The 14,418-nt window shown below is 49.8% G+C and carries 14 protein-coding genes; 1 reads left to right on the forward strand and 13 read right to left on the reverse strand.

The features are described 5' to 3' along the window. Positions 1–3: 3 nt before the first annotated feature. The 13 genes from ccmE to EPZ47_RS30670 form a co-directional block, all read right to left on the reverse strand. Positions 4–465, reverse strand: a complete 462-nt coding sequence (gene ccmE, locus EPZ47_RS21830) for a cytochrome c maturation protein CcmE (RefSeq protein ID WP_013973859.1) — start codon at positions 463–465, stop codon at positions 4–6. Continuing rightward, the gene (gene ccmD / locus EPZ47_RS21835) at positions 462–638 is read right to left on the reverse strand and encodes a heme exporter protein CcmD (RefSeq protein WP_007939192.1); all 177 of its coding nucleotides are present in this window, start codon (positions 636–638) and stop codon (positions 462–464) included. Before ccmD ends, ccmE begins: the two co-directional genes overlap by 4 nt. Then, positions 635–1,390, reverse strand: a complete 756-nt coding sequence (locus EPZ47_RS21840) for a heme ABC transporter permease (protein ID WP_046816059.1) — start codon at positions 1,388–1,390, stop codon at positions 635–637. The genes ccmD and EPZ47_RS21840 overlap by 4 nt, the downstream gene beginning before the upstream one ends. 496 nt (positions 1,391–1,886) lie before the next feature. After that, the gene (locus EPZ47_RS21845; protein ID WP_013973861.1) at positions 1,887–2,513 is read right to left on the reverse strand and encodes an isochorismatase family protein; all 627 of its coding nucleotides are present in this window, start codon (positions 2,511–2,513) and stop codon (positions 1,887–1,889) included. Positions 2,514–2,550: 37 nt separating this feature from the next. Next, positions 2,551–3,582 (reverse strand): 2,5-dihydroxypyridine 5,6-dioxygenase NicX family protein, encoded by a 1,032-nt coding sequence (locus EPZ47_RS21850; protein ID WP_046816058.1) that lies wholly within the window; start codon positions 3,580–3,582, stop codon positions 2,551–2,553. A gap of 11 nt (positions 3,583–3,593) precedes the next feature. Continuing rightward, the gene (locus tag EPZ47_RS21855; protein ID WP_013973863.1) at positions 3,594–4,361 is read right to left on the reverse strand and encodes an alpha/beta fold hydrolase; all 768 of its coding nucleotides are present in this window, start codon (positions 4,359–4,361) and stop codon (positions 3,594–3,596) included. After that, a complete protein-coding gene (locus EPZ47_RS21860) occupies positions 4,361–5,110 on the reverse strand; it encodes a maleate cis-trans isomerase family protein (protein WP_024087612.1) in 750 nt (249 codons plus the stop codon). The genes EPZ47_RS21855 and EPZ47_RS21860 overlap by 1 nt, the downstream gene beginning before the upstream one ends. 219 nt (positions 5,111–5,329) lie before the next feature. After that, complete coding sequence (locus tag EPZ47_RS21865) at positions 5,330–6,247, reverse strand: alpha/beta hydrolase (protein WP_046816067.1); 918 nt, start codon at positions 6,245–6,247, stop codon at positions 5,330–5,332. Between the two features lie 219 nt (positions 6,248–6,466). Beyond that, positions 6,467–7,648 (reverse strand): 6-hydroxy-3-succinoylpyridine 3-monooxygenase HspB, encoded by a 1,182-nt coding sequence (gene hspB / locus EPZ47_RS21870; RefSeq protein WP_013973865.1) that lies wholly within the window; start codon positions 7,646–7,648, stop codon positions 6,467–6,469. Between the two features lie 546 nt (positions 7,649–8,194). Beyond that, positions 8,195–10,285 (reverse strand): methyl-accepting chemotaxis protein, encoded by a 2,091-nt coding sequence (locus EPZ47_RS21875; protein ID WP_135846676.1) that lies wholly within the window; start codon positions 10,283–10,285, stop codon positions 8,195–8,197. Between the two features lie 584 nt (positions 10,286–10,869). Beyond that, positions 10,870–11,826 (reverse strand): radical SAM protein, encoded by a 957-nt coding sequence (locus tag EPZ47_RS21880; protein ID WP_135846677.1) that lies wholly within the window; start codon positions 11,824–11,826, stop codon positions 10,870–10,872. After that, positions 11,816–12,796, reverse strand: coding sequence for an XdhC family protein (locus EPZ47_RS21885; RefSeq protein ID WP_046816056.1), 981 nt, complete (start codon positions 12,794–12,796; stop codon positions 11,816–11,818). The genes EPZ47_RS21880 and EPZ47_RS21885 overlap by 11 nt, the downstream gene beginning before the upstream one ends. 967 nt (positions 12,797–13,763) lie before the next feature. Then, positions 13,764–14,231 carry an FAD-dependent oxidoreductase gene (locus EPZ47_RS30670; protein WP_327127016.1) on the reverse strand — a complete coding sequence of 156 codons (468 nt, stop codon included), beginning with the start codon at positions 14,229–14,231 and terminating at the stop codon, positions 13,764–13,766. On the opposite strand from EPZ47_RS30670, the gene EPZ47_RS21890 reads away from it, so the two are divergent. Then, positions 14,112–14,405 (forward strand): hypothetical protein, encoded by a 294-nt coding sequence (locus EPZ47_RS21890; protein ID WP_135846678.1) that lies wholly within the window; start codon positions 14,112–14,114, stop codon positions 14,403–14,405. The two genes, EPZ47_RS30670 and EPZ47_RS21890, sit on opposite strands and share 120 nt — an antisense overlap. The last annotated feature ends 13 nt before the right edge of the window (positions 14,406–14,418 follow it).

The following is a 14,418-nucleotide window of genomic DNA, read 5'->3' on the forward strand; positions in this document are numbered from 1 at the left end:
CGATCAACCCTCCTTCACGGGAGCGGGAGCGGGCGCCGACTGGCCGCTGTCTTTCAGGGCCTTGGTCACTTCCGGCGGCATGTATTTCTCATCGTGCTTGGCCAGCACCTCGTCGGCCACCACCACGCCATCGGCGTTGAGCTTGCCCAGGGCGACAATGCCCTGCCCTTCGCGGAACAGGTCGGGGAGGATGCCGCGATAGGTGATGGTCACGGTCTTGTTGAAGTCGGTGACGTTGAACTTCACATCCAGCGAATCGCCGGAACGCACCAGCGAACCCTGCTCCACCATGCCGCCGGCACGGATGCGCGTGTCCATGGGTGCTTCGCCATTGGCGATCTGGGTCGGGGTGTAGAACAGGTTGATGTTCTGTTGCAAGGCGCTGAGGGCGAGGCCGACCGCCGCGCCGACGCCGACCAGGATCGCCAGGATGATGACAAGACGTTTTTTGCGCAGCGGATTCACTGACCGTTCTCCCGGCGCAGACGACGCGCCTCTTGTTGCAGATACCGCTTGCGAGCCAGGATCGGCGCCGCCACGTTGAGGGCCAGCACCGCCAGGCAGATGCCATAGGCTGACCAGACATACAGGCCGTGATGGCCCATGGCGAGGAAGTCGCCGAATGACGCGAAACTCATCGAGCGGCCTCCAGGCTGTTCTGTACTTCGGCTTTCACCCAGCTGGCCCGGGCTTCGCGCTTGAGCACTTCGAGGCGCATGCGCAGCAGCAGCACTGCGCCGAAGAAGCAGTAGAAACCCAACACGGTCAGTAGCAGCGGCAGCCACATCTCGACCGGCATCGCCGGTTTTTCGGTGAGGGTGAAGGTCGCGCCCTGGTGCAGGGTGTTCCACCATTGCACCGAATACTTGATGATCGGGATGTTGATCACGCCGACAATCGCCAATACCGCGCAGGCCTTGGCGGCGCTGTCACGATTGCTGATGGCGTTGCCCAACGCAATAAGACCGAAGTACAGGAACAGCAGGATCAGCATCGACGTCAGTCGTGCGTCCCAGACCCACCACGAACCCCAGGTCGGCTTGCCCCAAATCGCCCCGGTGACCAGCGCCACGGCGGTCATCCAGGCACCGATGGGCGCTGCGCATTGCAGGGCGATATCGGCCAGTTTCATCTTCCACACCAGGCCGACCACACCGCAGATCGCCAGCATCACGTAGACCGACTGGGCCAGCATCGCCGCGGGGACATGGATATAGATGATGCGAAAGCTGTTGCCCTGCTGATAGTCCGGCGGCGCGAAAGCCAGGCCCCAGACCAGGCCGATGCCGATCAGCAACAGGGCCGCGACGCTCAGCCAGGGCAACAGTCTGCCGCTGATGCCGTAGAACCACTTGGGTGAGCCGAGCTTATGAAACCAGGTCCAGTTCATTGCTATTTCCATCACAGTTGCGGCTCGCCCAAACTTGCCACCAGAACGGCATTACAGAAGAAATGGAAGCTCTTCAATGTGTTAGCTTCCAACGATATAGAAGACTAGGGAGTCGGCTGCTCAATGAACCCGCGACAAGAAATTAGGATCGTCTAATTATGGATCAGCCCTGAAAGCGATGAGATTAAATACCCCCCCGAACAAGCATATAAGCCTTACTTGCCACACTTATTTGCAAAGTACTCTATCCATCACACACCAAACCTAAAATTCAATTAACTCACGGACAGATCACCAAAATTCTCAACCGAATACAGAATCAAAAACTGCGTCATCGAGACAAATAAAACAGAAATCGCGATAACACTATGACTTAAATAATTGACTCAGCGAAGCATCTGAAATTACATGCGTACTTAAAAAGTAGAAATGTGCGTTCGGCGCCCATTATATGTGCCGAGACGCACCAAATTAAGGACTACAATTAATAAATCGACTAGCCCGCAACCGATCGCAGCCATTTTAAAATGTCGTCGGAATCGGTTACATCACCATACTTTTGCTGTATGTCGTACAGACTCGCTTCATGTGGCCCTTTCGCACGATCCGCACAGCAGTCCGCTGGCACAAGCACTTTGAACCCGGATTGTACAGCGTCTACAACAGTAGCGCGGACGCACCCCGAGGTCGTTGCACCTGTCACCACAACTGTATCAGTATTTGTCCCTGCCAGCAGGCTGGATAACGTCGACCCAAAAAAAGACGAAGCTCCTTTTTTTACAACAACTACATCGTTTGGCTGAATACCTGTTGCCATATCTATTTCAACTAATCGGGACCCATAGAGCAATGCAGCCATACCAGAAGATTTCTCCAACCACGGAAGCATCGGTATCTCCCCTGGATGATATGCGATTGTGGTAAATATCACCGGAAATTCTAATGCCCTTGCCAAGTCACAAATTTCTTTTGTGCGGGACATCTGGAGTGAGGCATCAGAGGCAGTTGGATATTGAAGATCAGTAAATCCATACGAAAAATCAACAACAATGATAGCTGGGTGCACGCCTCTAGACACCGGATTACCGAAACCTGCAGCGTCATATACTTCTTTTTGTGACATATAATACTCCTTGCGTCCGCACAATTTAGCAGCACGTCTACCTTTGCACTAGCTGAATTTCTTTAACAACAATGTCGCCATCAATGACCACTGGCGTATCATCAAGGAACAATGAACAGTTACGCATTGGAATATCAAGATGACAGGCGGTATCATTCGATCCGCCAAGCTCATTGTTTGGACCGGTTGAAAACATTACATTGCCGTAAAAACTTCTGAGCTCCATTCCCATTCCACCTGTAAATTGCCCCGGAACAAAGCTGTGCCATTTAGCATGTGGATTCATTCCCCAGCCTACATGACTCATTCCTTTACCACGGGGATCATTAAATGAGTCCATATAGGAATTAACGATCTGAGCTTCAAGACCGCCGCGAATATCGACTATCCAACCTTTTTCTATAGTGTAAGTTATTGGCTCCCTAACCATGAGATTTTGCGGTAAAAGAACATCACCTGGGGCGACAACTATGGTTCCATCCACACCGTCATCGTCACCGCCAGTGAATACAAACCCCGAAGGCCAATGATCCCAACGACCTGGTGTATCTGTACAAGCGTACTCTGCTATAGTAGGATAGGTATTCAGCTTGTATGTAATATCTGTCCCATGCGGGGATGTGATCCGCATATCCTTAGCGTTTTCAACTAACTCCGCTGCAATAGAAACTTTCTCTCGCAGCTCTGGAAATGGCAGCATACGGGCCAGAAGCTCAGGAGGTTCCACCGCAGTTAAAATACGCGTACCTGCCGCTTGGATTTCAAACTGTTCAGCAGAAAACAAAAGGAATACGCAGTCAATCAACATGTCGCAGTTCTTAAGCGCCTCCACAGCACCGGGTAAATCGGCAAGTCCCGTAACCCCGACAGCCCAGCCATTAGAAGGCAATGGCGAAGGTAGCCTCATATGATACATCTCGGCTCCAAGTCGCTGGCCTGCGGCCATAAATGCGTCGGCGTACGCTAGACGTTCATGCCCCTGGGTTAGAACGATCAGTCGCTCCCCTTCATGTACACCTGACATTTTCAACTGATGTAGGCATATCTCGGTAAAACTCACATGGTCCATATCGCGCCTCTCTATCGATTGCTGACTGCAGTTATGAAGCCTTCTAAATTATCCCACGGAATCATGTGCCCAGCTTCTTCAACAACATACGTCGTAGTTTGAGGAGCTAAACTAATAATCTCCGCGATATCATCAGGCTGAATAACTTCTGCTCCACCAGCTACAACGAGTTGAATAGGAAGCGTCAATTGCGCCAAGTCGGTATGAATATCATCTGTGTGGAAGCCATCGAATGCGGTTTTGACCGCTGTGTACTGGCAGGTATGTAGCCACTCAGCCCGGAGCTCGATCTGTTCGTCCGTCCAAGTCGGGCAGTAAGACCGCATTTCCATCGCCGTACAGCCTCTTTGTGCTAAACGAATGGACTCCGCATACCATGACCACTTTGCAGGATACGGACGTCTACCTGGGCCAGAAACAGGTGGATCAACTAAGATCAATCGAGAAAACACCTGAGAATCTTTCCTAGCTGCTCGAATGGCAATTCGCGCACCCATTGAATGTCCTAAAACTACCACTCCTTCCATCCGCTGGGCTAACGCAACTAAATCATCAGCCATTGCGTCCAATGAGTAATCTAAATCACCCGATTCACTCAAACCTCTGCCTCGAACATCTACCACGTGGACATCAAAATATTTGGCAAGACGCTCGGCCACAAACCCCCATGTTACTGCAGGAGAGGTGATACCTGGGATTAACAGCAGCGGTGAACCCGTTCCCGGAAAATGAATGATGTGCTGACGAATGCCATTTGCATAAACGTTGTACCCTTTCATTAGTAGGCACCTGAAAGAAGAGTTCCACCACCAGGAACTCGTGTAGGGAGATCTAATGCAGTTAACATCGCCCAAGTAGTAGCAACTGCGGCTGAAATAACTGGCTTTCTGGTTTGCGCCTCAACCATTGTGATGGCATTTAATGATGGCATCTGGACACATGCAGAAATAACAATTGCATCAACGTCGTCCGTGCGCATGCTCGCAATTATTCCAGGCAAATTCATTGGATCATGGGCCGCAACCGCCAGATTATCCGAGATTTCTAGTGCTCGATAGTCACCTACTTCGATACCTTCATGTCGAATGTAATCAACTACCAATTCTGTTAACGGTTTCATGTAAGGAGTAACCACAGCCACGCGCTTCGCACCAAGAGCACGGATGCCATCTATAAGCGCCCCCGCCGAGGTAATAATTGGTGTTGCTGCATCATTATTCTCGGTCACATTTCGTAAGCGCTCCGCCGATACTCGGTGATAACCATGCCCCATGGACATAATCGCGACCAGGCAAGCGTATCCCATCACGTCGACGCGAGCGTCTGATAGTTCGAGTGCACAACGATCACTGTCGCCATCCATTCGAGCTAGTTCCTCCTTCGTTACATGTTTCATACGCATACGAGATGAATGGAAAGTGAATCGCTCAGGAGCTACCAGCTCCCGCGCCTTAAGCAGCGCCGGGATCTCCGTTTCCATAGTGATATTAGAGCTTGGGACAATTTGACCAACGCGTACAACCTTCATAGCTTCCACCTTTAGACGAAGTTAATATTCAGTACCGCGCATAAACCAAGATTTGAATTATTTATTTACCTTCCAAAGCCATTTGTACCAGACTACCACCCGCCGCAGCCCTCCTAGATAATCCATCCTATGCATGGATAGAATCACCTTGACCACGAACATAAGGGTCTTATGAGTGTGGCCCTACCAGCACTCACATATACCACGGAGTTATATAACTCAAAAAACCGACTCATTGACCCAATCAATTATAATTGCTGCGATATCGCTACTATTTTTCTCAGACATCATCATATGCCCATTACCTAAAACCCCGTAATCCTCAAGGAGAAAATGAGTGACGTCGTAATTTTGGTCTTGTAAATACTTTGCGGCTTTCAAATTTGCTTCTCGCATCCAACTAGCATGCCCGGTCACCAATGCGACTGGACGCTCATAAGGATCATGCGAGCCAGAGAATTCAACTGCACATAAACCATTTTCAAAATCTCCTAGTGAGTGTTGAAGGCCCGGATAGCCTAACGGCTCGACCGCGACTACAGCTTTTACCCTCGCCCCCCCTATTGCTGCCAATGCCCAGCCACATGGCCCACCTGCCGAGTGCGAGACTAAAATCGTGTCTCCAGTTACTTCAAACAACTGAGGTGCAATCGCTTCTACATGCTTTTGAGCTGCGGCCAGCGTTGTTGCCATTACTCCTTGGCTTGCCATGAATCTGTCTCCAGCGATTGGCTCATGATCCGGCCACTGATCATGATGCCTCGACTCCGGCCAGAGATTCTTGATTTTGGGCTCTACGAACCTTGGATAAAGCGTTTCATAGTCTGGATGCGGTACGTGAGCCCCTAAAATCTCACTGTTCCAACTATTTCGTCCATGACCAGGCCTATCTAATATAAATACTGGAAAACCTGCTTGCAGGAAATTATGAACCCATCCTGGACGCCCATCTGGAGTAGTTAAAAACTCTGAACCCTGCCCTCCACCACCATGTATAAATGTCACCGATACTGGCAGGGGATTAGCAGGCATAAACCATTGAACATAGGCGCTTACACCTGGATAGCTTTTACCCGCACTAAAGTGCGGAGGACTAGTCAGAAACTTTCCGCCAAAATCGGTAAGTTTGTAGTACATATTGCCACCACCACTGAGCAAGAAGACGTTGTCCGTGCCGACCGGATACCAGAGTGACACTTATTCACGCCTGTTGGGCGGGACCCAATAACGTATAGAACAATTAATAAAACAGACCACTAAACAACCATTGAAACCTTGCTTCATCAACAGATGACAGGCTCGCAAAATTTTATTATTGAACTATAGCAATCAGAATCCCACCAACTAATCAGCCGTCTACAGAAAGGTTTCCATAGTCTCTGGAAAACGCAAAGCATCGCGCATCCTATCTATATCCTTTGAAATGCTTCTAGTGTTGTTTACCCAGTCATTTTTTCCTTCACCAGGCTTCTGATGATATAAATTACGCAAATTGTCGCTTGCTCTAGGTGATACCAGTTCAATAAATTTCCGTCGGCGGTCGGCTTCGAACACGTCGAGAATGTCTTCACTACGACCGTCGTGTATGACCTGATTCAACACCGATGTTAGTGCAAAGGCGTCGAACATGCCCCCCGTCAAACCAAGCCCTCCAGTTGGGTTGGTTACGTGTGCAGCATCACCTATAAGGATCACACGACCATTGCGCATTCTATCCGTAACGCGCTGGTGCATTCTATATGGTGAGAAGGCGACTACTTCGTATGGATCGTTCGTCGGCAACAACTCTTTAAACACTTGATCGATGCGCCCACGAATACCTTCCATAGGCAAGTTCGGATCTTCCATGAAAGTGACCCGCCATAGAGAATCAGCATCGATATTGCATATTACAGATCCATACACGTCGTCCACTTGCATAGTAGTTTTTCCAAAACCAAGCTTGTCAAAGTCGAACCTGGTATTTGTAGCTACATATCGTTGCGGCCAAGTTATGCCAAAGAAATTTTGATTCAAAACCTCTCGACGCACGAAGCTATTAGCGCCATCAGCTCCGATTAACCAATCCCCTTCGACAATCACGCCCGGCGACTCGCCCCCAAGAACTACCCGAACAGACCGCGGGCCCACTTCGCAATCAACGACTGGCGATGAGTATCGCACTTCAACATTCGGCAAGGCTTTGAGATGCTCGATTAGTATCCTGGAAAGCTTGTCCTGACCCAAATGCAGCGCGTAAGGCAATTCAACATCGCCCTCAAGACAACTGAGGTCCCAGAAGATCATTTCACTGGTAGAGTGAACGCGCCATGCAAAATTCTGCCTCATTAAACCAGCCGCGACGCAGTCATCAAGCACGCCCAACCGCTTCAGGTGTGGCAGTACCGGAAAATGATAAACGAGCGCGCGCGGACTATCGCTGGGTTGGCTCTCAGCTTCCAGCACCACCACATTTGTCCCCGCCTTTGCTAGGCCCAAGGCAGTCAGCAGCCCTACCGGCCCCCCTCCTACGATAATTACGCGCTGTTTCATGCTCATTGTGCTTCCTCATTTTTTGGGCGAATGCCTTGTTATGCGCTTAGGCGTGGGCACTTAAGGGCGCCGACACCTTGGGCTCCAGACGATACAGAATAATTATATGGCTGTACATATAGTTGTCAACTCAAAACTGATGTAGTCATCGGTGCGCTCACCGCCTTACCTCACGGCATGACCAGCGCGCCGATCCGGGCGCAGCCTTGACCGAAAGATGGAGCGGTAGCGCGACTTCAAACCCACCTTGCTAGGCCTCGCGTCGAGCGCCTCTGGCGAAGCTATGAAGGCAACCGACGTGACACGCTCTTGATCAGCGACAAGAAGAGTAATCGCAGTGACGCCGGTCACACGACGGTCCCGGATGTAGCAAATAATCACCTAGGGGGTGCTGGCCACCCACTTATACCTGCAAGATTTTGAAGAACGTCTAATGCACCTATCACCCTCCCAGTTTCGACTGGCGGTTTCGTTCGCACGCCCTTAGGGCTTCGATCTCGTATCGAATAGATAAATCGGCAACACACCACCATCGTTACTGCCCAACGCCACTTAATATTTAAACTGCTTTATTAATAGCCTTTGCTGAGTACTCAGCTTAGTAAGCCCCGCACTCACAGAGGCACTGTTCTGCGCCTCTCGCGCCACCTCTGCAGCAGCACTATTAATACTCTCAATGTTCCTGCTAATATCTTCAGCGACCATACTTTGTTCTTCAGCCGCACTAGCGATTTGTAAATTCATATCATTAATAAGCGATACAGCAACCGCTATACTACTTAACGCCGTAGTCGTATCGTCGGAGTGGCGAATGCTCTCATTCATTCGACTACCGCTATGCTCCATAGCCACTACAACCTCTCGAATACCTATATTCAGCTTCTCAACCATAGCGTTGATTTCCAACGTAGAACTTTGAGTCTTCATTGCAAGACTTCTAACTTCGTCCGCAACGACAGCAAAACCCCGACCTTGCTCTCCGGCCCGAGCTGCTTCGATTGCAGCATTTAACGCCAACAAGTTTGTTTGCCCTGCTATAGTCTGAATACTGTGGAGTATTTTGTTGATCTCAGAACTTCCCGCAGCCAGTGCTTGGACCATGTCAGAAGCATGAACCAGATCCTCTTGAAGCTTTTGCGTAGCTAGAGCGCTTGCTAACACAACAGCCTGACCTGACCTTACAGATTGGTCAGCATTGTTTGCTGCATCGGCCGCCCTACCTGCACTTTGAGATACTTCGTGAGCAGTAGCAGCCATTTCCTGGGCCGCCGCCGCGATAAGCTCGACTGCTTCCAGTTGCTTTTCTACTTTGGTCACAGTTACGTCAGAGTTTGCGCGCATAGTGTTCGCAGTATCAGCGATATCCGCAGTAAGCGAAGCAACTTGACCTATCAAAAGCCTAAGCTTGACTAAGAAATTATTGAATCCAGCACCGATTGCACCTAGTTCATCACGACGATCAATGTTCAGAGAGCGTGTCAGGTCCCCCTCACCATCAGCGATATCTGAAAGTCGATTTGCTGCTTGCTTAAGCGGGCGCCCAACTCCTAAGCTGATGAACCACAACAGGCAAACGCCTACCACTGCGACAAATGTACTAATCAACGCCATTGCTCGAAGATCCCGCACGCTATTACTCACCAGTTCCTGCTGCAAATCCCACGCCTGCTTCATGACAACTTCAAGCGGAATTTTCACAAATAACGTCCAAGATAATCCCGAATCAGTGACCTCTAAGGGCATAGACAACTTGACAACCCCAGCTTTTTCATCAACCTCGTAACGTACAAAGTGGTTTTTAGCAGTTTGTAATAAAGAGATATCATCTGGAGAAAGAATATTAGAGGCGAGCTTCCCCATTTCTTCCTCATTAGCTGTGCTTGCCACAATACGATTGTTTGCTGACAGCAAGGTCATGGTTCCTACGCCCTTATAAAGAGCACTATTGCTTTCAACCAACAGACGCTGAATAAACGATAACGGTACGTCGACTCCCGCCACACCAAAGAAAGCATTATCTATGATAATCGGAACCGTAAAAGAGGAAAGTAATTCTTTTTTACCTGACCCCATGTCATATACAGCTGGATCAGTAACACATGGCAACTTTCTTTCTTTAGCGCAAAGATAATATTCACCTTCCCGATCCCCAGTCCCCGTCTTGGTGCGACTATCAACAGAGGGGGCGGCCATAATTTTCACCTGTTGTTTGGCGTCACGGTACCAAGTGGTTAGAAATCTACCTGAGCCATCGTAACCATTTGATACTTCGCCTGAATAAAGCGCATCTTCATTGTCAAATGCTCCAGGTTCCCAAGCAAGGTAGACACTTGACAGGTCCGAGTTCGCAATCAGCATCTCTTTAATCAAGTTGGAAAGATGCTCCCTAGATAAGGTTGCAAGAGGATCACCTGAGGGATTTTTCTTTCCTAGCAAAGAGTTAGTTACGGCGAGATCTTTTGCCACTTGTAGTGATGATTTAAGTTTGGCGCTTATTTCGGTCGCTTTGGATTTTGCAAGATTGGTGAGTTCCGCCTGAGCCTTGTCCGCAGCCAAAATGTTTGTAGCCTTTTTAATCTCCTCGGTATTGGTTTTGCCAAACAAAAAACTTAAGCCTAACAACGTTGCTATAATTAACACCATTGCCACTCCCGACTGAGCGACAAAAAAAGTCTGAACTGATCTAAACTTTATCACCCTTCACCCCCGCACCTTTATGGTAGCCATCGCTTATGTTAGCTGATCACTTCTTCTACAAATCATTACCTATCGGATACGGAATTTTTTTGTCGACACCGAAGAACAAGGAGTAACCTCTATAGCAATGTAGATGAACCCATTAAAATAAATAGGCAATCCATTCTTACGATAGACTCTACAGAGCAATAGAACCGCAATCGAAGCACCAACCATCCAAGTCTAAAGCTTTGAAATAACCACTTGTGAAGGAGACCAGAAGCGAGAAGTTCCGACGCCATCAACTGTTTATCTATAGCAAACGCCTGTAAAAATTGGTCATTCAAATCATTGTGATTCAGATACGTTTTAATCGCTAAGAACTGACGGGGCCTGCTGTATTGAATACGTTGCCGTTGATAGAAACAATGCACATTATAACTTTCGCTCGTTTGCAGTGCGCGTGTTGTCGCGAGCGGTTGAAAAGACTTAAACTAGAGTAAGTTACACCACAAACCGGTCCCGCAAGATTCCTTCTGTCGCTATGTCGATCAACCACCGATTAATTTCATCAACAGAATATCGCCAGTAAGCTCCTGCCTCTGCTTATCCGCCAAGGCACGTTTAGATGACTCTCTAATCGCCGTCAACGCCTCATTCTTGGGTAGATCCAGTAGGCTGCAAAAATAACGGCTGCGACTAAACGAAAGGCATCTATAAAGCCAGCCTGTTGAGGTAAGTCGTAGGCAAGTGCAACTGACGCAGAACGGAGCGCTCTCATTTGCGATTATGCCAAAGCAACCTCGACCAGGGATCTCGGAACGCTGCGTAGTGGCAACCGTCGTACCTGCTAATGGTGCGAAGAAATGCCTCTGCGATACAAGAGCAAGGATCTTTTGCATACCAATGAATTGCTGCGAAAAGGACTCGCAATCGCTCGCTAGATGCCCCATCCGTATTAGCTCGATAAAACGTAGCCCAGCTCCCAGGGCGAGGCAGAAGTCAAGCAGAATTTGCTCGTAGTTATGTCCACGCATAGGGACAATGTTAATCTTTAACTGCAGTCCAGCGCCGAGTGCCTTTTCGATGCCACTGAGCACCTCACTCAAATCCCCTCCACGGGCGATACGACGAAAGTCTCGTGGATTGAGGGTCTCCAGCGAGACGTTGATGCGCTTAATTGCGGCGTCGCGCAACATGCCAACCTTACGAGACAGTAATTGATCATTATTGGTCAGTGACACGCCCTCAAAGTCAAGAGACCCGAGTGCCACTTCCAAGCGATCAAACAGCGGACTGATCGAAGGCTTACCCCCAGCGAGACGCAAGGTACGTAGGTCATGAACCTGCTTAAGGTACTCCACTGCTGTCAAAAATTTTTCAAGCGGCAGAGCACCGTTTTCAGAACGCAAGCGCGCGCAATTGCAGGCACTGATCGAACTTAGCTGGAGGCTGCGAAATCGCCTGCCTCGTATATCTACAATCCGATAGGAAGCCTCAGAGCTCATCGCGCGGCCGTGCCCGGTATACGCGAATAATATCGGCCATCGCAGCCAACGCAATTTCAGCAGGGGTCTTGCTACCCAGCGCCAAACCAACAGGCATATGCAAGCGGGCGATATCCGCCTCACTCAACCCCCCAGAGCGTCGCAGTCGCTGAGCTCGGACTGCTGAAGTGCGTACAGATCCCATAACACCGATATAAAATGCTGGCGTACGTACCGCTTCGATAATGGCAAGGTCGTCAATACGGGGGTCGTGGGTTAATGCCACGACGGCTGTGGCTTGATGACAACCGTTGGCAGCAATGAATTGTGAGGGCAGTTGTTTGCGAACCTCAATGCCAGACACGTTGAAACCTATGTGAGCCTCCTCTCGCGGATCACAGACTATAACCTCAAAACCTAGAGTACGCGCAAAGTCTGCGCAGACCACAGAAACAGGCGAGATACCGGCAATTATAAGACGAATAGATGGACCGAATCGGATCTGCAGAGACATACCATCCGGCCCCTCAATCACGCGAGGACCCAAACCAACATCCTCACTCAAGTGTACTTTACCGTCGCGCAAATCAACGTGGCGAGTCACGCGGAGCTGCCCTCGCAAAGTTGCAAGTAAACACTCCATTTGAGACCAACTTTCAGGGACAGCCGAAAAACGCTCCACCAAAACTTTGAGGATGCCGCCACATGGCAGTGATATCCGTGGACCTTGTGGTCCTGAAGAGTCACCATAGCGCAGAATAGTTGTTGGATGATTAAACTCACCAGCTTGAAGTCGCTCGATAAAATCTTCTTCGACACAACCACCCGACAAGGAACCAATATGCCCGCCATCTCGCCGCGCGACTAACATCGATCCGGGTTCGCGCGGTGACGAGCCAAAAGTACCCAAGACAGTGCACAGCCACACAACCTCCCCCGCAAGAGACCAAGCTAACGCATGCTCAATAACCTGTAGATCAATATGCTGCATAGCTCTGCGCCCCATCTTACTAAATTACCAGTTCGATACTCACCCTACCTCTCCGCGGGAAGACATGTGCTAACAATCAAATATTTAAGCAACATGAAACGGCAACGACGCTCGCAACGCGGCAACACAGCTGCCACCACCTCGACCAGATAACGCACGCAATAGGATGATAAATATGCGCCAATAACTTACTGCACCTACGCCTGACGGTATCAGCAATGTTGTTAGATAGCGCAATCAATGCATCTTTTAATGTTTATGTTTTATCCTCTAGATAAATCTTACCAAAACCTTAATATACCATTTCCTATAAAATCTCTCATCAACTGGAAAGAATCGATATTAATAACTATTGGTATCTGATAACCACTATGACAGACCATGAGAATCTCGAATTGACAATAGATGTCATTTACATTGACTCTACGCGCCAATTAACTGCTACTTATCCTTTTATGCACAGACGCACTCATCTTAAACACTCAAGCTAGATGATATCGGCATCACCGGTACACCGATTCTGCTAAATTACAGGAACCATAACGGGCGCTGCACTGGATCCCCCCCGGGGAGATCGTCACTCCTCAAACTCTACTCGCAACGGCAGTCACCAGATTTAGGGCATGATCACGAAACTCTTGCGCACGGTTTCGCGGATATCCCAGACGCCGTGACAGTTCACAGGAAACAACAATGCGTCACCCACGTGACGTTCAATGGCTGGCCTCCGCCCGGATGAAAATGCAATGACTGGCAATAAAATGACTAAACTCACGCGCCAGCACCTTGCAAAGCCAGCGCTTAGGCGATCACTCCCAGATACCGGCCTGCAGGCCGACTGGCCCCTCTCCAGCATGGGTGTCGGTGCTCATCACAGGTTTGTCGATGGTCACTTACCGGGCCAGCGACAGGAAGGACCAAATCGGCGGTACTCGCTAATACAATCGGTTGCAGCATGACCCTTTCTTTATTCTAACGATTCTTGTCTTCCAGCCCCGCCGACTCCAGGCCAGCGACCGCAGGGTCCAGTCGAACGAGGCTGCGACTGTCCGCTTCTGCCGCCTCCTTGCGCTGCATTGCGCACCATCAATCCGCCGGCAGGGTGGAAACAGTTTCGGTTTACGACCGACCAATCCGCAGTGGCCTCACTCACCTCCAGCCCTAGCGCCAGGCTGGCGAGAATGCGTCCGCCCAGACGGCTCGGCCCCACGCCATTGCCGCTCCAACCAATGCCGTACTCTATGTTCGTCGCTCCCTTCAGGTGACCAACCACCGGAAGGCTATCGAACGTTCGATCGACGGGACCGCACCACGAATGAGTGATCGTCACGTTACTGAGATGCGTATAAGGACGTCGAAAATCCTGTTTGATGTCTTGGCTGAGTTGAATATTATCGTCGTAGCTAGCATATATCCGGCTGCCGTAGCCGATCATCCGGGTGCCTTTACCGAACGCAATTCACCCGTCCTGGGTGGTGCGGTAGTAATCGACCATCAGTTGCGAATCGGTAATGGCCTCCTCGCCTATCCAGCCAATCGCTTCCAAACTTTCGGGAATAGGCGCGATATCGATTATCGTTCCAGTTACTGGCAAGACGGTGCGGCGTAGCGCAGGGGATCGC

The organism is Pseudomonas viciae (assembly GCF_004786035.1).
GTDB lineage: Bacteria > Pseudomonadota > Gammaproteobacteria > Pseudomonadales > Pseudomonadaceae > Aquipseudomonas > Aquipseudomonas viciae.

Excerpts from the sequence above, each read along its gene's own strand:
- ccmD (WP_007939192.1), bottom strand. The coding sequence starts at position 638 with ATGAGTTTCGCGTCATTCGGCGACTTCCTCGCCATGGGCCATCACGGC.
- EPZ47_RS21840 (WP_046816059.1), bottom strand. The coding sequence starts at position 1,390 with ATGAACTGGACCTGGTTTCATAAGCTCGGCTCACCCAAGTGGTTCTAC.
- EPZ47_RS21845 (WP_013973861.1), bottom strand. The coding sequence starts at position 2,513 with ATGTCACAAAAAGAAGTATATGACGCTGCAGGTTTCGGTAATCCGGTG.
- EPZ47_RS21850 (WP_046816058.1), bottom strand. The coding sequence starts at position 3,582 with ATGGACCATGTGAGTTTTACCGAGATATGCCTACATCAGTTGAAAATG.
- EPZ47_RS21855 (WP_013973863.1), bottom strand. The coding sequence starts at position 4,361 with ATGAAAGGGTACAACGTTTATGCAAATGGCATTCGTCAGCACATCATT.
- EPZ47_RS21860 (WP_024087612.1), bottom strand. The coding sequence starts at position 5,110 with ATGAAGGTTGTACGCGTTGGTCAAATTGTCCCAAGCTCTAATATCACT.
- EPZ47_RS21865 (WP_046816067.1), bottom strand. The coding sequence starts at position 6,247 with ATGTACTACAAACTTACCGATTTTGGCGGAAAGTTTCTGACTAGTCCT.
- hspB (WP_013973865.1), bottom strand. The coding sequence starts at position 7,648 with ATGAGCATGAAACAGCGCGTAATTATCGTAGGAGGGGGGCCGGTAGGG.
- EPZ47_RS21875 (WP_135846676.1), bottom strand. The coding sequence starts at position 10,285 with ATGGTGTTAATTATAGCAACGTTGTTAGGCTTAAGTTTTTTGTTTGGC.
- EPZ47_RS21880 (WP_135846677.1), bottom strand. The coding sequence starts at position 11,826 with ATGAGCTCTGAGGCTTCCTATCGGATTGTAGATATACGAGGCAGGCGA.
- EPZ47_RS21885 (WP_046816056.1), bottom strand. The coding sequence starts at position 12,796 with ATGCAGCATATTGATCTACAGGTTATTGAGCATGCGTTAGCTTGGTCT.
- EPZ47_RS21890 (WP_135846678.1), top strand. The coding sequence starts at position 14,112 with ATGAGTGATCGTCACGTTACTGAGATGCGTATAAGGACGTCGAAAATC.
- EPZ47_RS30670 (WP_327127016.1), bottom strand. The coding sequence starts at position 14,231 with ATGATCGGCTACGGCAGCCGGATATATGCTAGCTACGACGATAATATT.